Consider the following 22907-nt stretch of genomic DNA (forward strand, 5'->3'; position numbering starts at 1 on the left):
GTCCCGTTAAAAAATTTCGGGACGGTTTTTTATGGTCTTTTTAAATAGAAAATCACCGCTGATTTCAGCAATTATTATATGCCGATTTTTCTATATTTGCCTAAATTTAGTTTTTAATGGAAAAGATAGACGCACTGAATCAGGTCGCAGAATTTCACAAGACCTTTAACGCTCCCATTTTGGAAAGTCCACAAATTCCGTCTAAAGCTAGGTGTGAATTGCGCGTTTCGCTGCTTCAAGAAGAATTGAACGAACTAAAGCAAGCCATCGCAGACGAAGACATGGTGGAAATTGCTGACGCATTATGCGACTTGCAATATGTTTTGAGCGGTGCAGTCTTGGAATTCGGCTTGGGCGAAAAATTCGTGGACCTTTTCAATGAGGTACAGCGCTCCAATATGTCCAAAGCCTGCTCCAATCAATCAGAAGCCGACGAAACCGTTGCATTCTACAGGGAAAAAGGAGTCGAAGCTTTCTCCGAAGTTTCCGGAAAAAAAATCAATGTCCACAGAAAGTCCGACCACAAGGTATTAAAAAACAAATACTACTCCCCTGCAGATCTGAAATCTATTTTAGAAAAGTAATTAATACGACCCACATCAAAACCCCATGAAAAAAATTTTCAAAACCATTTTTTCGGCTTCTGCCATACTATTGATACTGTCTTCTTGCGAGGCAAAAAAAGTGGTTGTAAACCGCGAAGTTGACACCACAAATGACGGAAAAATGCTACTCGGAACCCAAACAAAAAGCCAACTTTTGAAGGCTCCCTATAGTGACTGGTATGTAAAGGAACATGATGAATACGCCATTGACCAAAAAGCACTTTCTGAATTGAGAAAGAAAAAGATCGGTTCATACAGCATTACTTTGGTGATGGGAACTTGGTGCGACGACAGCCATCGCGAAGTTCCCAGACTTATGAAAATTTTGGAAGAACTAAAATATCCTGAAAAAAGGATGACCATCATCGCGGTAAACCGGAAAAAGGAATCCCCAAGCGGCACAGAGGGCATTTACAACATCCAAAAAGTTCCCACGATCATTGTTCAAAAATATGGCAAGGAAATTGGTAGAATTATTGAAAGTCCGAAATCCGGCTGGCTGGAAAGAGACCTATTAGAAATTTTAAACAAGGATACTTCCTCCATAAAAGACATTTTAAAATAAATTGGAAAAAAAAATTCACATAAAAGCATTTTTATTAGGAGCTGCAGCAATGTTGCTCCTATTCTTTTTCTGGAAAAAAATCAGCAGTAAAAATGAAGATCAAGTTCAAACTGATGCTTACATCATCATGAACCAAATCCGGAAAATGAACAAAATGGTGGTTCTGGAACAGGATTTTTCAAACATGCAGAAAACTAAAATCACTTCGCAATTGCTCGGAAGTCCACACCTGCCTGTTTCAGAAAAAAACATCATCACTTTTACCAAGACCACCGCACAAGTTTCTTACGACCTCGATAAAATGAAAATTGAAGTCGATTCCATCAACAAGAAACTGATTATCCGCGAAATTCCAAAACCAGAAATCAAAATCATTCCAAGTGTTGAGATCAGTTCAATGGACGACTCTTTCCTGAACCGCTTTGACGAGCAAGACCTTAAAAGAATTACCCAAAGTGCAAAAGACCAAGCCTACAAATCCGTCAATCAAGCCAAACTAAAGATCGACGCCAAAAAACAATTGATGGAAAACCTGGATCAAATTATGGTTTTAGCTAAGGCATTAAATTACAAAATTGAAGATAAAACTGGGGTATTAGATTCTCTTGAACTATAAGCCATTTTTCGTTTAAAAAACTCAAAAACTATTATTATTAATTATTTCAATTAAGATTAGAACTTCAATTAAACAATTCTATTTACCGCCGTTTCCGAAAGCAATGCTTCCAAAATATTGATATTTCCTAATCCGGTAAAAGACTTCCTTACCATACAAAGTAAAGAAAACCGAGAATTAAGCTACAGAATATTCAGTGCCGCAGGAGAATTGACCGGAAAAGGAATTTCAATTGACAAGAAAATCAATGCAGAAAAATTAGCACCCGGCAATTATGTCATAGAATTGACCGACAAAGATGGAAACACTTCATCGAGTAAGTTTATAAAACTATAACTTGATATAAATACCATTTGCAAAATCGTTCCAAATTGATTTTTGGGACGATTTTTTTTGCATGGAATATCCTTCCTCCAACGCAATAAAAAGTGATTTCAAGACAAATCAAAAGCAGTTGCACATCCCATTGATTTCCGTTAAATTATTCACAAAGTGGGAGAACAGATGCAAACTGTCACGATTTTTGCTCTAAAAAAAATCGCAATTTACACGAAATCAAAATATTGACGTTATGAAATATAAAATAAAAGCCATATTTCCATCAGAAAAAGATGCCGAAAAGGCTGCCTCTATGCTGAGAAAAGCTGGCTATAAAAAAGAATTCCTAGGATACACCCAAAACGCAAACATGCAACCAGAAAAACTGGTTGAAGAAAATCATTCTGAAAAAAACCTGGTCACCATATTTACTCCAAATCTGAATCGTGCTTACAAGGCAAAAAATATGATGTCCAGAATTGGTGCCATTTCCACCAAAGTAAAAAACATCGTTACCAATAACATCATCAGTGAAGACAGGAAAAACAACTTTAAGAATTTGGTAAATAACCTGCATAAAAACTTGATCGACTACCATCCGGAAAACATTTTCAGCGGATTTCCTTCAAAGCAATCCAATATCGAAAAGATTTCAGATTAGGACATAATTGTTTTCGAAAATATGCGGCAGCTCCACCAAATCGATCGCCACTTCCAAATCCAAAGTTTTCCGAAAACAAAGGCAATAATTTACCCAAATGCTTAGCTATCACTTCAAAAATCATGCAGCCAGCTTGAATTTTGCAGCCTGTCTTTTTTCAAAATCAAAAAATTAACAAAATTTGCCTATTTTTGTAGCTTATAATTTTTTAGTTTAAAATGATTAAAATCACTCTTCCGGACGGAAGCATCAAGGAATTTGAAGGCGCGGTAACTCCGCTCGACGTAGCAAAATCAATCAGTGAAGGTTTGGCAAGAAACACTATTTCTGCCATGGTTAATGGAACTCAGACGGAGATTTCAACACCTATAACCACAGATTCTACGGTTCAGTTGCTTACCTGGAATGATGATTTGGGGAAGAAAGCGTTTTGGCATTCCTCCGCCCACCTTTTGGCGCAGGCGATTTTAGAATTCTATCCAGATGCGAAACTGACCATTGGTCCCGCTATAGAAAGCGGATTCTACTATGATGTAGATTTCGGTGACGAGGCATTGTCTGAAAAAGATTTCGAGAAAATCGAAAAGAAAATGCTGGAAAACGCAAAAAAAGACGCAACATTCTATCTTTATGCGGTCTCAAAAGCAGATGCACTTAAAGAATATGCCGATAATCCTTATAAAACAGAATTGATTTCAAACCTAAATGATGGTGAAATCACCTTCTGCACGCACGATAATTTCACCGATTTATGTCGCGGAGGTCACATTCCATCCACCGGAATCGTGAAAGCCGTGAAAATCCTAAACGCAGCAGGTGCATATTGGCGAGGTGATGAGAAAAATAAGCAATTGACCAGAGTTTACGGAATCTCCTTCCCGAAACAAAAGGACTTGACAGAATATCTGGAAAGACTGGAAGAAGCTAAACGCCGCGACCACCGAAAACTCGGAAAAGAACTTGGGATCTTTGCATTCTCTGAAAAAGTGGGAGCAGGACTTCCGCTCTGGTTGCCGAAAGGAACCGCACTTCGAAAAAAATTGGAAAATTTCCTTTCCGAAGCGCAAAAAAAATCGGGTTATGAATTCGTAATGACGCCACACATCGGCGCAAAAGAACTTTACGTAACTTCTGGACATTGGGACAAATATGGTGCCGATAGTTTCCAACCAATCAAAACCCCGAATGAAGGTGAGGAATTTATGTTAAAACCAATGAACTGCCCTCATCACTGCGAAATCTATAAAGTCGGGCAATGGTCCTACAAAGATTTACCGAAACGATTTGCAGAATTTGGAACGGTGTACCGTTACGAACAGTCCGGAGAACTTCATGGATTGACAAGAGTTCGCGGATTTACCCAGGATGATGCACACATTTTCTGTACACCGGATCAGTTGATGGCAGAATTTGAAAACGTGATCGATTTAGTGATGTATGTTTTCAAAAATTTGGGATTTGAGGATTTTGTGACCCAGGTTTCGTTGAGAGATCCCGATAATAAAGAAAAATACATCGGTAGCGACGAAAACTGGAAAAAAGCTGAAAATGCGATTATTCAAGCCGCAGCAAATAAAGGCCTAAAAACCGTTGTGGAATATGGAGAAGCCGCTTTCTACGGCCCGAAACTGGACTTTATGGTGAAAGATGCTTTAGGCAGAAAATGGCAACTCGGAACCATTCAGGTGGACTACAATCTACCCGAAAGATTCGATTTGTGGTACACCGGAAGTGACAATGAGAAACACCGCCCGGTCATGATTCACCGTGCGCCGTTTGGTTCCATGGAAAGATTTATCGCCATTTTACTGGAAAACACCGCTGGAGATTTCCCACTTTGGTTGGCTCCGGATCAGTTCATCATATTGCCGATATCTGAAAAATATGTGGATTACGCAAAAAAAGTTTCAAATATGTTGGAAAATCACGATATTTGCGGATTGATTGACGACCGAAACGAAAAAACCGGCAAAAAAATCCGCGACGCTGAAATCAACAAATATCCATTTATGTTGATTGTGGGCGAAACCGAAGAAATCAACGGAAGCGTTTCAGTAAGAAGAAGAGGTCAAGGCGATTTAGGCGCAATGAGTGTGGAAGATTTCATTACTTACTTCAATACGGAAGCAAAAATTTAAGCCAGAAGAAATTCGCCAAAAGCCATTAGCATTAATTAACCCATAAAATATAAACCCATAGCACAGAAATTTAACTACAGAGGTAGAGGTCCACAACGACGAGTACAGGAAGATTTGCACCAGATCAATGAAAAGATCCGTGCCAAAGAAGTACGCTTGGTCGGAGACAATGTGGAACCCGGAGTTTATCCGCTTGCAAAAGCCTTGCAAATTGCCAAAGACCAGGAATTGGATTTGGTGGTGATTTCCGATAAACAGGAACCTTACATTTCGCGAATTTTAGATTACAAGAAATTCCTTTACGAGCAGAAGAAAAAACAGAAAGAACTGAAGGCAAAACAGGTAAAAGTTGTCGTGAAAGAAATCCGTTTCGGACCACAAACTGACGACCACGATTACGAGTTCAAAAAGAAACACGCCGAGAAATTTCTGGAGGAAGGCTCCAAACTGAAGACCTATGTTTTCTTCAAAGGCCGATCGATCATCTTCAAAGACCAAGGTGAAATTCTACTTCTCAAATTAGCCCAGGAACTGGAACACGTAGGAAAAGTGGATCAGCTGCCAAAATTGGAAGGTAAGCGAATGATTATGATGATGAGCCCTAAGAAGGCGGCGAAATAAAATTGTGGAGTTGCAGGGAACGCTGCATGCTTCTTGAAATACATGAAGAGATTTCGGTTGAAATCTCTTTTTTTGAATAAAAAAGTGTGCGTCCTTACTTTTAAATTGGCACTTTTTCCCTATCTTTGCACACTCAAAATGTTGATAACAAAACAATAAAAACAAGACAATGTCAAAATTAAAAACGAAATCAGGTGCTAAAAAGCGTTTCAAGCTTACCGGAACCGGTAAGATCAAAAGAAAAAATGCTTACAAAAGCCACATCCTGACTAAGAAGGAAACCAAGCAGAAGAGAAATCTTACGCAAACTTCTTATGTTGCTACCGTGGACGAGAAAAGCGTTTTGCGCCAATTAGCCATCAAGTAGTTTTTATAAATCATTTCGGTTTATAAGAATTCAAAACAATTCAAAATTTTAACCCTGAATTGGAGCCCAAAAGAGTGTTGAAAAATAACACCGCACAATTCAAAAAAACAATTTAAATTATGCCAAGATCAGTAAATGCAGTAGCTTCCAGAGCTCGCAGAAAAAAAGTAATGAAGCAGGCGAAAGGTTTTTTCGGTAGAAGAAAAAATGTTTGGACCGTAGCTAAAAACGCCGTGGAAAAAGCGATGCAATACGCTTACCGCGGTAGAAAAGAGAAGAAAAGAAATTTCCGATCTCTTTGGATCACTCGTATCAACGCAGGAACCAGAGAACACGGAATGTCTTATTCCCAGTTCATGGGCGCTCTAAAGAAAAACAACATCGAGTTGAACAGAAAAGTTTTAGCGGATTTAGCAATGAATCACCCTGAAGCGTTCAAAGCAGTTGTAGATCAAGTAAAATAATGTAGAATTTTTTGTTATCAATATCAATCCTGAGCTTCGGTTCGGGATTTTTTTGTTAGCTTTGGATATTTCAAATCAAATGGATTAACCGCGAATTTCAACGGAAACCCGCATCTAATGGTCGGTAAGTTTTAAAACCTGTCGGTAAGTTTTCATCAGTTCCGTCGCGATGTTTTCGTCATTAAATTTTTGCACAAATTCCAGTCCCTTTTCTACCCGGCGTTTCCTCTCGGATTCATTATTCCAAAGGAAGAGTATTTTCGCTCGAATGTCTTCATGATTCGCAGGATCAATATAAACCGAATTTTTTCCACCCGCTTCAGGAAGTGAACTCAGATTGCTCGTAATCACGGCAGTTCCCGAAAAAAGCGCCTCAATTACCGGAATGCCAAAACCTTCAAAAAAACTCGGATAAACGAAAATATCGGCAAGTTTGTAAATCGCTGCAAGCTCTTGCATCGAAACATTTTCAAGAAAATACGTTTGGTTCTGCAATTTATTTCGAACAATATATTTTTCTACTTTCTTAAAATATTTCGTCTTTCTTCCAATAACCACTAGTGGAATCTTTGTCCCATCGATAGCTTTCACGAGATTCAGCAGGTTTTTTCTTTCTTCGATGGTTCCTACATTTAGGATAAATCTTTCGGGAAGATTGAATTTTTGCTTTACCTCACTGAAAACTTCCTGACTTTGACTTTCCTTAAAGAATTGATGACAACCTTGGTAAACGACCTTAATTTTATTTTCTGGAACTTTTAGAAACCGGATGATGTCTTTTTTGGTCTGTTCGGAAATAGCAATAACCAAATCAGCTTTCTCAGCAGCATTTTTAAATTTCCAGAAATGTATTTTCCGGTCAAATAAACTGTAATAATTTGGGAAGCGCAGAAAAATCAGGTCATGAATCGTGACAATTTTCTTGATTGGTTTTTTGCTCCATTTCAAGGGAAGTTCGCCAGAAAGTCCATGAAAAATATCCGCACCAAGATTTTGGGCATCTTTTCCCATTTTAAGCTGTCTGGAAAAGTTTCCTCTGGAGGTTTCCTTAAATATAACATTAGGAAAATCCAGGATCTCTTTTCCTCGTTCACTTTGATTTTTGTTTAAAAGAACATATTGATTTCCAGGAAAAAATTTGGCCAGAATTCTCACCAAATCGCGAGAATAGTTTCCTAAACCCGAACTGTTGTTGAAAAAGCGTTTTCCATCAAAAGCAATCTTCACCTTCTTAAAAAATATTATTTGTGGTTCTTTCTAAAAGTTTTTGGACCGGATGATGTAGTTGGGCCTTTCTTTCACCTGCTTGAAAATTTTGCCTAAATAAATCCCAATAATTCCTAAAATAATCAACTGTATTCCGCCGAAAAAAACCACGGTCATGATCAGCGAAGCCCACCCTGAAATCTCGGTCTTTGCAACAAAGGAATGGATCACATAAATTCCATATCCCACTACCGCAAACGCTGAGAATAAAAATCCTAAATATGCCGCCATGTAAAGGGGTTTCACGCTAAAAGCGGTAATTCCGGTAAAGGCAAACTTCATCATTTTTTTGAGATTATAGCTGCTTTGCCCGGTTGCTCTTTCACCCGCGGTAAAAGGGATTCCGGTTTGTTTGAATCCCATCCAGTTAGAAAGTCCGCGCAGAAAAATATCTGCTTCATTCATATTTCGAACCACATCAACAACCGAAGAATCCATCAGCCGGAAATCAGAACCACCTTCGTTAATGTTTACATCCGAAATCAGGGACAGGAATTTATAATACAGGGCCGAACTTTTTCTCTTGAATCTGGAGATTTGCTTTGGATAGGTTCGGACGGTAAAAACGATATCAAACCCTTCTTCCCATTTCCTGATCAAATCGCGAATCAATTCCGGCGGGTGCTGCAAGTCGGCGTCCATTGAAATCACGGCATTTCCGGTTGCATAATCCAAACCTGCTTTTACGGCGGGTTGATGTCCGAAATTTCTGGAAAGCTCAATGAACTTCACCTCTTCAAACTGGTTTGCAAGCTCTTCCAGTTTCTGCTGAGTATTGTCGCGGCTTCCATCATTCACAAAAATGATTTCAAAACGGTAATTTTCAAGTGTCGAAAACACTTCTCTAATTCTCTGTTGAATCAAGGAAATATTGCCTTCTTCATTGTGTGCGGGAATGACAATCGAAATTTTCTTCACTTTTTAAGTTTAATCAAGTTGGTAATCTTTCCGAAAATCTTTGACCATTAATTCGTAAATCACCCTAAACCAGACCAAACAGCAAGGTAGTGCCTTTAATGAATATTTCATGATATAATTTTCTTTGATAAATTTCGGAAATAAATCTGAGAACGAAAAACAGGTCAAAATAATCACAAAAATCAGCAATCCCAATACAATAGGTGTTTTTTCTTTTTGAATGATAAACCAAATCATCACTCCGGAAACTGCGATAATATAAGTCGGCGATTCGGAACTGGAACTGAAAAGCACGATGAACAAAAGCGTTGATGACAAAATCATCAATTGGAACGCTAAATTTTTGTGCTGATTAAGCCTTAAATAAGGTAACCCGAAAACCAAAATTCCAGGAACCAAAAAAAAGAGATTTGAAATTTCTGCGTTCCCTGAAACCCTGCGAACAATTCCCATCAATGAATAATCCTGCCTGTTTCCCAAAACCTGGTTAGACATATTTTTCTCAGTAAGCGATTGGAACCAGTCCGCATAGGACTGCAGCCCAAAATGTGGGCTTGAAATCAACATCGGCAAAATCAGAAAAAATACCGCGAAACCCGCGAACGATAAAACAAATCTCCATTTGTTCTTGACGAAGAAAAAGGAAGAAAGTCCTGCGATTCCATATATTTTCACAAAAAATCCGATTAAGATTGCGATTGCAGATTTCGTTTCCTTTCGTTCATAAATATAAACTGCCGACAAAATCAATAGACCTGTCAAAGCGATATTGAACTGCAAACTGACTGCAGCTGTGATGAATTCCTGTAGGCAAAGCCAGGCAAAAAATGACTTTTTCTGTGTGGAAAAAGGCAATTTGTGGATTGCATAAAGAAAAACCAGTGTATTTGCAATATTCCACAATACCATTCCGAGCCAATCCGGTAAAATAGCAAATGGCGCGATCAAGATGCTGAAAAACACCCCGTAATGATTGGAATCGAAATGAAAATCCGGATAAAGAAGGTAAATGTTTTTTTCTGCCAAAGTATTGACAAATACATTTTTGAAAATCAAATAATTATTGTAATTCTGTGGTCCACTGAGAAATTTGGTCACCGCAGAAATGGCAGACACCAAAAGATAAATCCCAAAAATATATTTAGGATTTGATATCAGTTTGATGAATTTATCTTTCAAGTTAATGGTAAAAAAGGGTTAAACCGAAACATTGTTCTCTCTCAAAGCATCATTGAGTGAAGTCTTTTTGTCGGTCGATTCTTTTCTTTTTCCTATAATCAAAGCGCATGGAACCTGGTATTCACCCGCCGGAAATTTCTTGGTGTAGCTACCGGGAATCACCACGGAGCGGGCCGGAACTTTTCCTTTGATTTCAACTGCAGTGTCGCCTGTTACATCTATAATTTTGGTGGAAGCCGTCAAAACCACGTTTGCTCCCAAAACAGCTTCTTTTTCCACATGAACACCTTCTACCACGATACATCTGGAACCTACAAAAACATCGTCTTCAATGATCACCGGTGCTGCCTGAAGCGGCTCCAAAACCCCTCCAATTCCTACTCCACCACTCAAATGGACATTTTTTCCAATCTGTGCGCAACTTCCCACTGTAGCCCAAGTATCCACCATAGTTCCTGAATCCACATAAGCTCCGATGTTTACATAAGAAGGCATCAAAATCACTCCCGGTGCGATGTAGGCTCCTTCCCTTGCCACTGCGTGTGGAACTACCCGAACACCTTTTTCAGCATAATTCCTTTTCAGAGGCATTTTATCGTGAAATTCAAAAGGTCCTACTTCAATAGTTTCCATTTTTTGGATCGGAAAATACATGACGACCGCTTTTTTCACCCATTCGTTCACTTGCCATCCATTTTCGGTAGGTTCTGCTACACGCAATTCACCCAAATCCAGCAGGCGGATTACTTCGCGGATTGATTTCTGGCTGTCTTCATTTTGCAACAAATCTCGGTTGTCCCAAATATTTTCAATGGTTTCCTTTAACATAACTAAAAGTTGATTCCCGATATTCCGGGATTAAAATTGATTACTGTTCTACAATTCTGCAAAAATACGAATTGAAAAGTACTTTGGATTAATTTTTAGAGCACTCTTCTCGCAAAGAGATATGCGTTGTTCCAATACCGCTCGTTGAGTGAGGAAATAATCACCCCTTTTGAGGTAGAGGAATGAATGAACTTCACTTCGCCGTCATTCCCGATATCATGCACAATCCCTACATGTGAAACCCGGCTTCCACCAGAAGTTGCAAAGAACAATAAATCTCCCGGTTTTGCATCGCGGATATTGATTTCTTTTCCGGCATTGGACTGGTCTTCTGATCGGCGAGGAAGCTTGTAATTGTTTTCATTAAACACTTTGCAAACCAAGCCGGAACAATCAAACCCTGCAGAAGTATTTCCTGCCGGCTTGTAGGGTGCTCCCAGATATTTTTGTGCATCTTTTACAATTTCCTGTGCTATTGCCGGGGTTTTTCCTGAATAGCTTGAATTTAAAGTTTTTAAATCCGAGGTTTTCTTGACTGTTTTAGTGGGTACGTTTCTCTTCACAACCACGTTCCTTGAAGTACCGCACGAAACCAAAATCATCAACAAAAAACCCAAAATAAAATACTTTCTCATTTCCTTTCACTTACTTTCGCCAAAAATAGAGAATTTATTCTCATTTGAATAGTACTTTTTCAATTTTTTCCTTTATTTATAACCGTTGATGGAGATTTTAATTTCAGGAATCTTAATTTTGCAGGAGGAACTTGATTCTAAATTCCGGAAAAACATTTATTGATAATGACTATTCTTGAGTATAAAAGATATTTTAAAGGCGAGCTTTCCTCCATATATTCAGAAGCAGAGAGTGCGGAGCTCTACGCTGTTTTTCTTTTAAGAATCGTGGGGTTCGATAAATTTCAGCAGCGTCGGTTTATGCATCAGGAACTGCTCAAAAGTCATGTAGAAGATTTGGAGGAATTGCTGAAAATTCTGAAAACGGGAAAGCCATTTCAGCAGATTTTGGGTGAGACCGAGTTTTATGGCATGAAATTTTTTCTGGACGAGCATGTGCTGATCCCACGACCCGAAACCGAAGAATTATTGGAATTAGCAATACATGAATTGCAGAAGCCAGGTAAAAAACACCAGGAACCCATAAAAATATTGGATATTGGGACGGGCAGCGGAATTATTCCCATTGTTTTAAAGAAACATTTTCCAAACTCCAGTATTTCCGCAATTGATTTTTCTGAAAAAGCGCTGGAAGTTGCGAAAAGAAATGCTGAATTTCACGAAGCGGAAATCCACTTTATTCATCAGGATTATTTGAATGATGATCTGGCTGGAATCTATGATGTGATTATTTCAAATCCACCCTATATCGGGATTGACGAGCAGGGAGAAATATCGGGTTCTGTAAAGGAGTTTGAACCTGAGATGGCGTTGTTTTCCCCAACTTCTGACCCTTTGATTTTCTATAAGAAAATTGCTAAAGACTGTGAAAATCACCTTGCAGATCATGGAATGGTTTTCCTGGAAATCAACCAGAAATTGGGAATCGAAACGTTGGAACTGTTTACAGATATTTTATCTGAAGTTCGTCTGCTAAAGGATCTTTCGGGGAATGAAAGATTTGTTTGGGGAATTCGGTGATATGATGATTTCTTGATGCGGTGATTTGGTGATGTGATGAGCTGACGCGACAGAAAATGTTTTTAAGATTTTGAAAGAAGAAACGACAGAAGTTAATAGCCCCGGTTGAAACGGAAATCCTTTTTTGTTTGCCGCGGCCGGAAATCGCTTGGGAAAACAAAAAAGATTGCAGTGGAAAACGGGTCCGAACTTCGGAAGAGCCGACAATCTTCAAGCTCCTAAAAAAAAACTCCCATACTTTAGCCGATCTTCTTTTTCACAAAAACCTGATAAGCCATGTAAATCAGCGGAAGCGCCATAATTAACAGGAAAAGAGAATTTTCGATCGCTCGCGCCGGCTGCGATGCAACCGCATAAACCAAACCGAAAAATGCACCTCCCAAATGCGCGGCATGACCGATGTTGTCTGACGCTCTCGGATTCAGCATGCTGTAAACGGAATATGCGAAATAAAGCAATCCAAAAATAAATCCTGGAATTGGAATTGGAATGAAAAAGAAATAAATTCCGATATTTGGAATCATGGCGATAGATGCAAACAAAATCCCGGAAACTCCGCCACTTGCACCGATCGCAGAATAATAGTACTGATTTTTGTACAAGTAGAGGGAAAATAAATTCCCTAATAAAATGGAGCCAAAGTAAACCGCAAGAAAACCAACACCTCCAAATGCCTGCACTACGATCGGGGCAAAGAAATAAAGCGTCATCATATTGAAGAGCAAGTGCATCAAATCAGCATGCAGAAAACCGGCAGATATCAAACGGATGTATTCTTTTCGGTTCAGAATAGCGCCCACATTGAATTTGTATTTCTCAAAAAACTGTGGATTATTGAATCCAAAATAACTGATCAGTGCAGTGGCGGCGATGATGATTAATAAAAGTGTGTTCATTTTTTGGCATAAATAAAAAGTTTCAGCGATGTGAAACTTTTTTCGATTAGACGATTTCTGAGGTCAAACTTCTGGAAATTAATTTTTCGTGCATGGGTTTCAAGAGTTCCAGAGTTCCGGTTTTCACGGTGCATTTTCCCTTGTAGTGAACCAGGATCGTGCATTGCTCTGCCTGTTCCAGCGTGTGTCCGCAGATTTCCATCAGCGACTCGATCACGTAATCGAAAGTGTTTACATCGTCATTCCACAAAACGAGCTTATACACGTCATCTTCAAGTTCCAATATATCGACATCCTCCTGGTGCTCCCTTTTGGGGTCGTCGTAATTTTTTGAAAAATCGAGGTATTTGAACATTTTTTGTTTTTTTTTGAAAGTGAAAATTCTTGCTTACATGAAACGTGATAGATAGCGTCTCTACAATTCGCCGATTTCCTCTGAAATCTCATCAACGATGGATGGTTCCTCATAAATCAACTGCACCAAATCCACCGATTTATTATTCATTTTCAAAATTTTGAAATGATAATCATTAATGTTGAATTCCTGGTTTTCTTCCGGAATATCCTCGAGTTCATGAAGGATGAAACCTGCCAAAGTGTGGTACTCGTTATCTTCGGAAAGTGGAATTTCTTTAGGTAAGAATTCATTAATTTCATCTAAAGGTTGTGTAGCCTGAACCCAGAAAACGTTCTCTCCTACTTTGTCCACGATTTTTTCTTCGTCGTCTTCCTCGTCTTGGATTTCCCCAACCAGTTCCTCTAAAATATCTTCTAGTGTAATAATTCCCTCTGTACCGCCAAATTCGTCGATAACGACTGCCAAATGCTGTTTTTTCTGCTGGAAAACCTTCAGCAAATCCGAAATTTTCTTACTTCCCACCACGAAAAATGCTTCACGCATCAATTCCTTTAAATCGTCGTGATTCAAGTCTCCTTTTCTTCTGACGTATTCGCGGATAATTTCCTTTGCATAAAGCACCCCAATCACATTGTCTATGGAGTCTTTGTAAACCGGAAGTCGGGAATAACCACCGTCCATAATCTTATTGATGATGTCTTCAACCGGTTCTTCTATGTCAATCGAAGAAATATTTTGGCGCGGAACCATGATCTGTTTTGCGGAATGATCTGTGAAGTCGAACGCGTTTTTGATGATTTCGTAATTTTCTTCCTCAATTTCACCAGAGTCGGCCGATTGTTTTACCAACAGCTGCAACTCCTCGGTGGAGTGAATTTCATGCTCCGATGCAGGGTATATTTTGATCAATCTCAAAAATGTGTTAGACATTGAGTTCATCAACCAGATGAATGGTTTAAAAACCATATAAAATCCACGGAGCGGCATTGAAATTGCCATTGCGGTAGCTTCCGATTTCCGGATTGCGATAGATTTAGGAATCAATTCACCAAAGACAATGTGCATGATAGTGATAATCAGAAAACTGATCACCAAAGAAATCGTGGTAATGGTCGCCTGTTCAACCGGAAAATTAAAATAAATGAAGATTTTCTCTACCACATGGTGCATAGCACTTTCTCCGACCCAACCCAAAGCAAGGGAAGCCAATGTAATTCCAAGCTGAGTTGCGGAAAGGTAGGCATCAAGATGCTTGATGATATGCTCCGCCTGTTTGGCAATGGAGTTTCCTTCCGCGGCTTTCAGTTGGATTTGTGAGTAACGAACTTTAACGATTGAGAATTCTGCGGCTACGAAAAAACCATTGAGTAATACTAAGAATAAAGCTAATAAAAGCTTGACGACGTCCGAGTCCATTTAAAAATTAAAAATAATTGTGGCAAAGATAGTTAAAAAATTTATTACGAGGCAGATAGAGCACGCCGCTATTTGTAATTAATAACTATTTGATAATCAAAACCGTAAAGAATAAAACAAATCGGCTGTTTTTTTATAAAACAACCGATTGGCTAACTATTGTAAAATTTTCTACGATTAATTTTTAATGATTGCTCCAGCAATTTCTCCTTTTGCCGTTTTTTCTTTATTTGCGGGTTTTGTATTGCTTTCAGCGGGTTTTCCCTTCATGGCGGTTTCCGGTAATTTATCCAATGGTCTGCTCATCAAATCTATACTTTGACTTTCAGGTTTTCCCCATTCCTTGGCATGAAGATATTTTCCTTTCATTTCCGGTTCTTTTTCAACTTCGGGAACTACTCGGTGTGCATTGGCAAACTTATCCTGACGTACACCGGTTACTTGCCAACTTACTTTGACGTTGGGTTTATCGGTTTTAATGACAAAGGTATTTCCCTTGATTTCCTGGGAGATAATTGCCTGTGCAAAAGTACCTATTACCGTCAGCTGATACCTAAAATCCTTGTTCAAGGCGCTGAAGTAATCTGGCATTATCACAGAGGCTGTTCCATTGGAATCCGTGGTAATGTTTCCGTTGTAAACATTCATCATATCCGGGCTTTCAACAAAGCTATGGTAAAGGTATTTGTTTTCAGGATCTAGAGGGTGATCGATTTTGAAGGTACCACTCCCTTTTGCGACCGAACCGGTAACCTGCACATTACCGCTGAAATAGCCTGCATAATTTGTCGTAGCTCCTGTTGCATAACCATATACGCCATAACGTGTATTGGGAACCGTTGCACCTCCGATGGTATTGGCATAACCATAAACTCCATAGGTATTTCCTCCTCCTGTTGTTGCTGCAAACGAACTGTTTTTGTTATAACCCACAACTCCTATTCCACCAACAGAAACTCCTTCTACTCCCGCCGTATTTGCGGAGCCATAAACTCCAATATCCTGATTACCTGTGCTAAAATTCGTATTGGCATCAGTAAGTTCTATCCCATTATATCCAATACCGTGAATCCCGGTACCATAATTCGCTGTATTATAGTAACCATAAACTCCTCCTTTTAAACTTGCCGCCGATGTATAAGAATACCCGGAAATTGCTGGATAGTTGTCGATTCCCGGAGCCGGTGTGTTGGGTTGCATTACGGTAAGTCTTCCAGTAGGACTTTCTGTACCGATTCCGGTTGCGCCATTGCTTACAATAAGTCCTTTTCCGGATGTTCCGCCATCAAAAAAACCTGCAACTCCTGCTCCTGTGACAACTCCCCATATCCCTTTACCGGTTCCGGTGTTGACTCCGGCGATCCCACTAAGCGTTCCGGTAGAGAGACCGTAAATACCATTTTGAGAGGTACTCACTCCAATGACACCTATACCTGTTGTAGATTCACCATAAATTGATCCGCTACTTGCAACTGAGGTTGCCGGCGTTCCGACTAATGTACTTCTTAACGAATTAGCCCCGGTCGTACTTTGAATCTGGAATTTAATATTAGAATCCAATGTTCCAACATTGATTCCAACGGAGGTTCCATTGTCAGAAATCTGCGAGTCTCCCAAATTACTTGTTGATGTGAATTTGGGCACTTTATTGTTGGTCCCTGCAATTCCTGCAACTGATTGGGCTGTTTTCGCACTCAAAGCATAGGGAACGCTAAGAAGCTGAGATGTTGAAACCAGCGAATAAGAAGTTCCACCATTCGGATCAATCTCCGTTTTCACAAAATAGGGACCAGCTCCCCAGTCGATAGCAGCCAAAGTTCCCGTTTGCGGAGTCCCGGAACCGATTTGCAAAGTAAGCAAACCGTTCGAATTGGTGGTTGGATTTGGGGTAAACAATTCCTGATAGACCACCGTCCCTGATGGTGAAGTCTGCAGGATACTAACTTTTACTCCAACTGCTTTGTTCATCGCCAGGACATTACCTGTGGTTCTTACAATTGCTTGGTAATTGATGAGGTTTGGTGATTGTGCATTGATCCTTAGGAAAAACGAAAGGATTAAAACAGCGCTCAATTTAATAAAAAAGGTTTTCATGGTTATTAATGTTTATTTGGATCTGAGTTATTAACTGAATTTACTTCTTAATGATTTTAAATGTTTTCAACAAATTGCTTCCGGACGAGACTTTCAGGATATATATTCCGGATGGATTTTTCAGCATATCTATTGAGGTCTCTTTGTCTAGGATTTCAGCATTTTGGATGAGCTTTCCCGAAGTGTCGAAAAGTTCATACTTGAGATTTTCCTTGGAAGCACTAGAATAGTTTAGGAATAAGACCGAAGAAGTAGGATTTGGGTAAACCTTCATCTCAAGGGTTATGGGCGCAAAATCATCAACCTGGAGTAAGGTGATTTCAAACGGTTGCTGGACTCCCTGAATCACGGAGTTCCCGCCAGAAGCAAAGGTTTCCTGGAAAACCTGGCCTATCGAATAACTGACGCTTCCGCCGGCCGCAGAAACATCTCCACCGGAAACATTTACCGATGCTTGTGCATGGCAAATCGAGAAACCGGCTGCGGACAAAAAAAGAAAGATATTTTTCATAGTTGATGTTTTTAGAAAAAATGGTTATTAGTTTTGTGATCTCAAAATTCTCACTAAAATTATTTTTATACAACCTGCTTTGTACATTTGGCAGGAAATTCTGTACAGATGGTTTAAAAAACTTTCTCATCAGTAAAAAATCAGGAAACCCAGAAGATTCGCTCAAAATATTTTGACTCATTATCCGTAATAAATGTATAACTTTGACTAAAAACTAAGTCAATGATTACTGCAATTTTGATCGATGATGAGACCGACGCACTGGAATGCCTGAAATGGGAACTGGAAAATTTTAAGGAAGAAATCCGCGTCATCTCTATATTTGACACCGCATCGGATGCGATCTTGTTCCTGGAGGAAAATGAGGTGGACGCCGTTTTCCTGGATGTGGAAATGCCCGAAATGAGCGGTTTTGAATTTCTGGAAAATTTCGCGAAAAGAGATTTTGCGGTCATTATTACTACCGCCTATCAAGATTACGCTTTGCCGGCAATCAAGAAGCAGTGCCTAGACTTTTTGCAAAAACCAACCGATTCTCTGGCGATAAGACAGTGCATTGAAAAAATTAAAAACTTCAAGAACGAACATCTTTTCATTACTTATTTCGAAGAGAAGCTTTACAGAAAAGCCGAAAAAGAAGGCCATAAAAAAATCATCATCAACACTGATGGAAAATTGATGTTCCTGCAGCCAGAAGATATCATATATTGCGAAAGTGATGGAAACTACTCTACCATTTACCTTGAAAACGGAAAGAAAATCCTTATCTCAACTCCCTTAAAACAAGTGGAAGAAAAACTCACCGACGATTTTTTCAGAATTCATCATTCCTACATTATCAATATGAATAAGGTCACCGAATATATGAAGAACGATTCCCAAGTCATGCTCTGCAACAATATCAAGATTCCAGTTTCCAGGCAGAAGAAAACAAGCTTTCTGGATCATTTCTGAATCGATGGGGATGCGAACTTTAGCCATGATAATAACTTTTCTGATTTCTGCACAAATTCCGTCTCAGCAGATTCAAAAAGATATTACCGCAAATTTGAAGGCGGACAATGCACTTCTTGACAGCACTTATCAAAAAATTTCGGAAGACACCCTCTCTCTTGAAAAATTCTTGCTCCTCAGCAAAAAAAATAAGAATGCAACCGCAGAATCATTTTTCTTAAATAAACTGGGTGTATTTTACCGAAATAAGTCTAATTATTCCAAATCTTTTGAGCTGCATCAAAAGGCCTTGGAAATTGCGGAAAAATCAGGAAATCTGGAGCAAACCATCATCAGTCAGAATTTACTGGGTGTTGTTTTTCGAAGGAGGGACGAAATAATTCCCGCCATCAAATATCACCAAAAAGCATTAGAGCTTGCAGAATCTGTAAAACACCCCAACCAGACCATTTTGAGAAATATCGCAATTTCCTGCAACAGCTTGGGCAATGTTTACCTCACCATGAACCAACTCGACGATGCACTGGAATATTTCCAAAGATCGCTCGGCATCGAGCAGCGAATCAACAACCAACTGGGACTGGCAATCAACTACCAAAATATCGGCGGGATTTTCGAAAAGAAAAACGATCTGGAGACCGCATTGAAAAATTACCGGAAATCCCTTTTTTACAACCAGAGGATCCATTCAAAATTAGGCGAACTTATTTGTAACAATAGCATTGGCGGCATTTATCTTAAACTGGGCAGATTGGATGAAGCAGAAAAGTACATCATGCCCACAATCAAAGAGTCCGAAGAAATCCAGGACGATTTTTACACCGCACTTTCCTACATAAACACAGGCTGGCTGCTGATGCTCCAAAACAATCCGGAAGCAAAGGCCACGATGATGAAAGCGCTGAAAATCGCTGAACAAAAAAAACTCACTTCTTCGAAAATTGATGTCTGTGAACTGCTTTCCAAACTTTACCAGAAAGAAAATAAGGCTGATTCTGCTTTGATATTTTACAAAATCTTTGCGACTGAAAAAGAAAAACTCAATGACGAAAACACTTTTAAAAGCATCAACGAACTGAAAAACAAATATCTCCTGGAAAAGCGAAAAAATGAGATCAATGAACTGAAAGTAGCGAAAGAAGAAATGATGATTAAATTGAACTCCAACAAAGTCATTTTTTATGTTTCACTGATCATGATCCTCATTGGAAGTATGCTGTATTACTTCATGACCAGGCAAAAGCAATTGCGCCAGGAAAGAAAAATGCTATTGATGGAGCAAGATTTGATCAGGCTTCAGATGAATCCACACTTCATTTTTAACGCCCTGAATTCCATTAAATCCTATATTGTTAAAAACGACACCGAAAATTCTGTCTATTACCTGAACAAATTTGCCAAAATTTTCCGCAATGTACTGACCGGAATCCAACAGAAGGAAACCACTCTGCAAAAGGAACTAGAAAACGTTGAAAACTATCTCACTATCGAAAACATGAGATTCGGAGGAACGATCGATTATACCATAGAAATCGATGAATCGATCAACCCACAATCTGTGAAAGTTCCGGCATTTTTATTACAGGTTTTTGTAGAGAACGCTATTTGGCATGGTTTAGCGATCAAAAAGGATGAAAAAAAACTGCAAATAAAAATATCCAGGGCCAACTCCAAGATTTCCATCGAAATCAATGATAATGGAATCGGCAGGAAAAAATCAGAAGAAATCAACAACGCCAACCTTAACCGTAAAGAATCACAAGGATTGCGCATATCTGAGCGAAGACTGGAAAGTTTCTATGCCAAAGAATATTCGTTAAAAATCCTTGACCTTGTCGACGACCAGAATAACGCCATAGGAACTTCTGTACAGCTGAAAATACCACAATAAAAAAAACACCGAAATTTTCGGTGCTTTCCATAGATTTCTATATTATTCCTTATGAATTCTTCAACGCTTCCGCACCACCTACGATTTCCAAAATCTCATTGGTGATCGCAGCTTGACGTGCTTTGTTGTAGAAGATAACAAGCTCGTTTTTCAATGCCTGTGCATTGTCTGTCGCTTTGTGCATTGCAGTCATTCTCGCGCCATGTTCGGATGCTATGGAATCCAACACAGATTTGTAAACCTGGGTTTTGATGGATTTCGGAATTAAAACATCCAGAATTTCTTTCGCATTCGGCTCGAAAATGTAATCGGTGTTTGCCGTTTCTGTTTTTTCAGCCATCGCGATGGGTAGAACCTGCTCGGTTTTCACTTCCTGCGTTGCGGCATTGATGAATTTGTTATAAATCACGAAAACCTGGTCGAATTTACCTTCCCGGAAATCCTTCATCACGTGTTCCATAAAATTTGAAACCGCTTCGAAACTCATGGAATCGAAAATAGCGCTTTGGTTATCGTAAACCGTTCTGCTCTTTTTTACCGCTTCAAACACCTTTTTACCGACAGAAAGAATTTCCACTTCATGTTGTGTATTTCCGATTGCATGATTCAATTCTTTAATTACTGAAGAGTTGAATGCACCTGCAAGTCCTTTGTTCGAAGTCACCACGATATAGAGAATTTTCTTCACTTCTCTTTCCGCGGTATAGGTTGCCACTTCTTCCAAATCGGTGGCGGAGCTCACGTTTTCGATAATTTCCTGAAGTTTTTCGGAATATGGTCTCAACATGACAATGGCATCGGTCGCTTTTTTCAGTTTCGCTGCCGAAACCATTTTCATAGCGCTCGTAATCTGCATTGTAGAAGAGATCGAAGTAATTCTTCCGCGTATTTCCTTTAAGTTTGCCATTCTAAAATTTGGTTCAACGTTTAAGGTTTGGAGTTTAAGGTTTAAAATCTCAATATCAAACTTGAAACTTCAAACCTCAAACAATATTTTTAATTATACTTTGACGCTAATTCAGTTGCTGCTTGTTTTAAAACATCAGTTACCGCACCGTCAATTTTACCGGATTTGATCGCCGCCATTGTTTCAGGATGCTTGGATTTCAAGAATTCCGTGTATTCTTTCATGAATTCTTTTACCTTTCTTACCGGAACATTTCTCAACAGGTTTTCAGTTCCCGCATAAACCATCGCCACCTGGTCTTCCACACGAAGTGGAGAGTTCACCGGCTGCTTCAGGATTTCCACGTTTTTCTCACCTTTAGAAATCACGGCAAGTGTGGAAGCATCCAGGTCGGAACCGAATTTCGCAAACGCTTCCAATTCCTTGTATTGCGCCTGATCCAGTTTTAAGGTACCGGAAACTTTTTTCATTGATTTAATCTGAGCATTTCCTCCAACTCTGGATACAGAGATTCCCACGTTGATCGCCGGACGAACTCCGGAGTTGAACAGGTCAGATTCCAAGAAGATCTGTCCGTCGGTAATCGAAATTACGTTCGTTGGAATATATGCAGAAACGTCACCAGCTTGAGTTTCAATGATTGGAAGTGCTGTTAATGAACCACCTCCTTTAACCATTGGTTTCAAAGAATCCGGCAAATCATTCATTTGCGCAGCGATCGTATCGTCTGCAATTACTTTTGCAGCTCTTTCCAACAATCTTGAGTGCAGGTAGAAAACGTCTCCAGGATATGCTTCACGTCCCGGTGGTCTTCTTAAAAGCAAAGAAAGTTCACGGTAAGCTACCGCCTGTTTCGACAAGTCATCATAAATAATCAAAGCCGGTCTTCCCGTATCACGAAAATATTCACCGATTGCAGCTCCTGCCATTGGCGCATAAACCTGCATCGGAGAAGGGTCAGAAGCATTTGCCGCAACAACTACGGTGTATGCCAAAGCTCCTTTATCCGCCAAAGTCTGAACGATTTGTGCCACAGTGGAACCTTTCTGTCCAACGGCCACATAAATACAATATACCGGTTGACCTGCGTCATAAAATTCCTTTTGGTTAAGGATAGTGTCAATTGCAACGGTGGTTTTCCCGGTTTGACGGTCACCGATGATCAATTCTCTTTGTCCTCTTCCGATTGGGATCATGGAGTCGATTGCCACGATTCCTGTTTGAAGGGGCTCATTTACCGGTTGACGGAAAATTACACCCGGTGCTTTTCTTTCCAATGGCATTTCGTAAAGGTCTCCTGAAATAGGACCTTTTCCGTCGATTGGATTTCCGAGCGTATCTACTACTCTACCCAACATTCCTTCGCCAACTTTAATTGAAGAAATTCTATTGGTTCTATTTACTGTATCACCTTCCTTTACTAATTTTGATTCACCAAGAAGTGCAACTCCCACGTTGTCTTCTGCAAGGTTCAACACGATTCCTTCAATACCGCTTTGGAATTTCACCAATTCACCGTACTGAACATTTTCTAAACCGTACACTAAAGCGATACCATCACCGATGGTCAAGACAGTTCCCACCTCTTCCACATTTGCCTGTGTATCAAAGTTTGCCAACTGCTGTTTAAGGATTGCAGATACTTCTGCCGGATTTATTTCTGCCATTTTATGGTTGTT

24 protein-coding genes are annotated in these 22907 nt (G+C 39.5%); 12 read left to right on the plus strand and 12 right to left on the minus strand.

What is annotated here, in order from left to right; translation table 11 throughout:
- The first annotated feature begins 116 nt into the window (after positions 1 to 116).
- From ACM44_RS00960 to rplT, 9 genes are all read left to right on the plus strand, one after another.
- Entirely contained in the window at positions 117 to 584 is a 468-nt protein-coding gene (locus tag ACM44_RS00960) for a pyrophosphohydrolase domain-containing protein (RefSeq protein WP_048498220.1), read from the plus strand.
- Positions 585 to 609: 25 nt separating this feature from the next.
- The gene (locus ACM44_RS00965; protein ID WP_048498221.1) at positions 610 to 1170 is read left to right on the plus strand and encodes a TlpA family protein disulfide reductase; all 561 of its coding nucleotides are present in this window, start codon (positions 610 to 612) and stop codon (positions 1168 to 1170) included.
- 49 nt (positions 1171 to 1219) lie between these two features.
- Positions 1220 to 1786, plus strand: coding sequence for a DUF4230 domain-containing protein (locus ACM44_RS00970; protein WP_048498293.1), 567 nt, complete (start codon positions 1220 to 1222; stop codon positions 1784 to 1786).
- Positions 1787 to 1903: 117 nt separating this feature from the next.
- Positions 1904 to 2122: a T9SS type A sorting domain-containing protein gene (locus ACM44_RS00975; RefSeq protein ID WP_048498222.1), complete on the plus strand. Its 219-nt coding sequence runs from the start codon at positions 1904 to 1906 to the stop codon at positions 2120 to 2122.
- Positions 2123 to 2357: 235 nt separating this feature from the next.
- A complete protein-coding gene (locus ACM44_RS00980) occupies positions 2358 to 2765 on the plus strand; it encodes a hypothetical protein (RefSeq protein WP_048498223.1) in 408 nt (135 codons plus the stop codon).
- Positions 2766 to 2983: 218 nt separating this feature from the next.
- On the plus strand, positions 2984 to 4903 hold the full coding sequence (gene thrS / locus ACM44_RS00985; RefSeq protein ID WP_048498224.1) for a threonine--tRNA ligase: 1920 nt from the start codon (positions 2984 to 2986) through the stop codon (positions 4901 to 4903).
- Positions 4904 to 5017: 114 nt separating this feature from the next.
- The gene (gene infC / locus ACM44_RS00990; RefSeq protein WP_152669271.1) at positions 5018 to 5524 is read left to right on the plus strand and encodes a translation initiation factor IF-3; all 507 of its coding nucleotides are present in this window, start codon (positions 5018 to 5020) and stop codon (positions 5522 to 5524) included.
- Between the two features lie 169 nt (positions 5525 to 5693).
- Complete coding sequence (gene rpmI, locus ACM44_RS00995; protein ID WP_048498226.1) at positions 5694 to 5891, plus strand: 50S ribosomal protein L35; 198 nt, start codon at positions 5694 to 5696, stop codon at positions 5889 to 5891.
- A 119-nt stretch (positions 5892 to 6010) separates the two neighbouring features.
- Positions 6011 to 6355: a 50S ribosomal protein L20 gene (gene rplT / locus ACM44_RS01000; protein WP_048498227.1), complete on the plus strand. Its 345-nt coding sequence runs from the start codon at positions 6011 to 6013 to the stop codon at positions 6353 to 6355.
- A 114-nt stretch (positions 6356 to 6469) separates the two neighbouring features.
- Here the strand turns inward: rplT and ACM44_RS01005 are convergent, their stop codons facing one another.
- The 5 genes from ACM44_RS01005 to ACM44_RS01025 form a co-directional block, all read right to left on the minus strand.
- A complete protein-coding gene (locus ACM44_RS01005; RefSeq protein ID WP_048498228.1) occupies positions 6470 to 7582 on the minus strand; it encodes a glycosyltransferase family 4 protein in 1113 nt (370 codons plus the stop codon).
- A 30-nt stretch (positions 7583 to 7612) separates the two neighbouring features.
- Positions 7613 to 8539 (minus strand): glycosyltransferase family 2 protein, encoded by a 927-nt coding sequence (locus tag ACM44_RS01010; protein WP_048498229.1) that lies wholly within the window; start codon positions 8537 to 8539, stop codon positions 7613 to 7615.
- A 9-nt stretch (positions 8540 to 8548) separates the two neighbouring features.
- A complete protein-coding gene (locus tag ACM44_RS01015; protein WP_048498230.1) occupies positions 8549 to 9724 on the minus strand; it encodes a glycosyltransferase family 87 protein in 1176 nt (391 codons plus the stop codon).
- Between the two features lie 12 nt (positions 9725 to 9736).
- Positions 9737 to 10546 carry a 2,3,4,5-tetrahydropyridine-2,6-dicarboxylate N-succinyltransferase gene (locus tag ACM44_RS01020; RefSeq protein ID WP_048498231.1) on the minus strand — a complete coding sequence of 270 codons (810 nt, stop codon included), beginning with the start codon at positions 10544 to 10546 and terminating at the stop codon, positions 9737 to 9739.
- Between the two features lie 95 nt (positions 10547 to 10641).
- Positions 10642 to 11181: a C40 family peptidase gene (locus ACM44_RS01025; RefSeq protein WP_048498232.1), complete on the minus strand. Its 540-nt coding sequence runs from the start codon at positions 11179 to 11181 to the stop codon at positions 10642 to 10644.
- A 165-nt stretch (positions 11182 to 11346) separates the two neighbouring features.
- Between ACM44_RS01025 and prmC the strand changes: the two genes are divergently transcribed.
- Complete coding sequence (prmC, locus tag ACM44_RS01030) at positions 11347 to 12201, plus strand: peptide chain release factor N(5)-glutamine methyltransferase (protein WP_048498233.1); 855 nt, start codon at positions 11347 to 11349, stop codon at positions 12199 to 12201.
- A gap of 239 nt (positions 12202 to 12440) precedes the next feature.
- Here prmC and ACM44_RS01035 read toward each other — a convergent pair whose 3' ends face one another.
- From ACM44_RS01035 to ACM44_RS01055, 5 genes are all read right to left on the minus strand, one after another.
- A complete protein-coding gene (locus ACM44_RS01035) occupies positions 12441 to 13097 on the minus strand; it encodes a rhomboid family intramembrane serine protease (protein ID WP_048498234.1) in 657 nt (218 codons plus the stop codon).
- Positions 13098 to 13143: 46 nt separating this feature from the next.
- Positions 13144 to 13452 (minus strand): ATP-dependent Clp protease adaptor ClpS, encoded by a 309-nt coding sequence (locus ACM44_RS01040; protein ID WP_048498235.1) that lies wholly within the window; start codon positions 13450 to 13452, stop codon positions 13144 to 13146.
- Positions 13453 to 13512: 60 nt separating this feature from the next.
- Entirely contained in the window at positions 13513 to 14871 is a 1359-nt protein-coding gene (locus tag ACM44_RS01045; RefSeq protein ID WP_048498236.1) for a hemolysin family protein, read from the minus strand.
- A gap of 177 nt (positions 14872 to 15048) precedes the next feature.
- Positions 15049 to 16965 carry an autotransporter outer membrane beta-barrel domain-containing protein gene (locus ACM44_RS14815; protein WP_053215419.1) on the minus strand — a complete coding sequence of 639 codons (1917 nt, stop codon included), beginning with the start codon at positions 16963 to 16965 and terminating at the stop codon, positions 15049 to 15051.
- A 40-nt stretch (positions 16966 to 17005) separates the two neighbouring features.
- Positions 17006 to 17476, minus strand: a complete 471-nt coding sequence (locus ACM44_RS01055; protein WP_048498237.1) for a T9SS type A sorting domain-containing protein — start codon at positions 17474 to 17476, stop codon at positions 17006 to 17008.
- A 222-nt stretch (positions 17477 to 17698) separates the two neighbouring features.
- Between ACM44_RS01055 and ACM44_RS01060 the strand changes: the two genes are divergently transcribed.
- Positions 17699 to 18430 (plus strand): LytR/AlgR family response regulator transcription factor, encoded by a 732-nt coding sequence (locus tag ACM44_RS01060; protein WP_048498238.1) that lies wholly within the window; start codon positions 17699 to 17701, stop codon positions 18428 to 18430.
- 25 nt (positions 18431 to 18455) lie between these two features.
- A complete protein-coding gene (locus tag ACM44_RS01065; protein ID WP_160303942.1) occupies positions 18456 to 20321 on the plus strand; it encodes a tetratricopeptide repeat protein in 1866 nt (621 codons plus the stop codon).
- Between the two features lie 49 nt (positions 20322 to 20370).
- Here the strand turns inward: ACM44_RS01065 and atpG are convergent, their stop codons facing one another.
- Positions 20371 to 21228, minus strand: a complete 858-nt coding sequence (gene atpG, locus ACM44_RS01070) for an ATP synthase F1 subunit gamma (RefSeq protein ID WP_048498240.1) — start codon at positions 21226 to 21228, stop codon at positions 20371 to 20373.
- An 89-nt stretch (positions 21229 to 21317) separates the two neighbouring features.
- The gene (gene atpA / locus ACM44_RS01075) at positions 21318 to 22895 is read right to left on the minus strand and encodes a F0F1 ATP synthase subunit alpha (RefSeq protein WP_048498241.1); all 1578 of its coding nucleotides are present in this window, start codon (positions 22893 to 22895) and stop codon (positions 21318 to 21320) included.
- Between the last annotated feature and the right edge of the window lie 12 nt (positions 22896 to 22907).

It is taken from the genome of Chryseobacterium koreense CCUG 49689, assembly GCF_001045435.1.
Taxonomy (GTDB): Bacteria; Bacteroidota; Bacteroidia; order Flavobacteriales; family Weeksellaceae; genus Kaistella; species Kaistella koreensis.

Excerpts from the sequence above, each read along its gene's own strand:
- ACM44_RS00960 (WP_048498220.1), top strand. The coding sequence starts at position 117 with ATGGAAAAGATAGACGCACTGAATCAGGTCGCAGAATTTCACAAGACC.
- ACM44_RS01035 (WP_048498234.1), bottom strand. The coding sequence starts at position 13,097 with ATGAACACACTTTTATTAATCATCATCGCCGCCACTGCACTGATCAGT.
- thrS (WP_048498224.1), top strand. The coding sequence starts at position 2,984 with ATGATTAAAATCACTCTTCCGGACGGAAGCATCAAGGAATTTGAAGGC.
- ACM44_RS00980 (WP_048498223.1), top strand. The coding sequence starts at position 2,358 with ATGAAATATAAAATAAAAGCCATATTTCCATCAGAAAAAGATGCCGAA.
- ACM44_RS01025 (WP_048498232.1), bottom strand. The coding sequence starts at position 11,181 with ATGAGAAAGTATTTTATTTTGGGTTTTTTGTTGATGATTTTGGTTTCG.
- ACM44_RS00965 (WP_048498221.1), top strand. The coding sequence starts at position 610 with ATGAAAAAAATTTTCAAAACCATTTTTTCGGCTTCTGCCATACTATTG.
- ACM44_RS01055 (WP_048498237.1), bottom strand. The coding sequence starts at position 17,476 with ATGAAAAATATCTTTCTTTTTTTGTCCGCAGCCGGTTTCTCGATTTGC.
- ACM44_RS01045 (WP_048498236.1), bottom strand. The coding sequence starts at position 14,871 with ATGGACTCGGACGTCGTCAAGCTTTTATTAGCTTTATTCTTAGTATTA.
- ACM44_RS01060 (WP_048498238.1), top strand. The coding sequence starts at position 17,699 with ATGATTACTGCAATTTTGATCGATGATGAGACCGACGCACTGGAATGC.
- ACM44_RS01040 (WP_048498235.1), bottom strand. The coding sequence starts at position 13,452 with ATGTTCAAATACCTCGATTTTTCAAAAAATTACGACGACCCCAAAAGG.
- ACM44_RS01065 (WP_160303942.1), top strand. The coding sequence starts at position 18,456 with ATGATAATAACTTTTCTGATTTCTGCACAAATTCCGTCTCAGCAGATT.
- ACM44_RS14815 (WP_053215419.1), bottom strand. The coding sequence starts at position 16,965 with ATGAAAACCTTTTTTATTAAATTGAGCGCTGTTTTAATCCTTTCGTTT.
- ACM44_RS00970 (WP_048498293.1), top strand. The coding sequence starts at position 1,220 with ATGTTGCTCCTATTCTTTTTCTGGAAAAAAATCAGCAGTAAAAATGAA.
- atpA (WP_048498241.1), bottom strand. The coding sequence starts at position 22,895 with ATGGCAGAAATAAATCCGGCAGAAGTATCTGCAATCCTTAAACAGCAG.
- rplT (WP_048498227.1), top strand. The coding sequence starts at position 6,011 with ATGCCAAGATCAGTAAATGCAGTAGCTTCCAGAGCTCGCAGAAAAAAA.
- ACM44_RS01020 (WP_048498231.1), bottom strand. The coding sequence starts at position 10,546 with ATGTTAAAGGAAACCATTGAAAATATTTGGGACAACCGAGATTTGTTG.
- atpG (WP_048498240.1), bottom strand. The coding sequence starts at position 21,228 with ATGGCAAACTTAAAGGAAATACGCGGAAGAATTACTTCGATCTCTTCT.
- rpmI (WP_048498226.1), top strand. The coding sequence starts at position 5,694 with ATGTCAAAATTAAAAACGAAATCAGGTGCTAAAAAGCGTTTCAAGCTT.
- prmC (WP_048498233.1), top strand. The coding sequence starts at position 11,347 with ATGACTATTCTTGAGTATAAAAGATATTTTAAAGGCGAGCTTTCCTCC.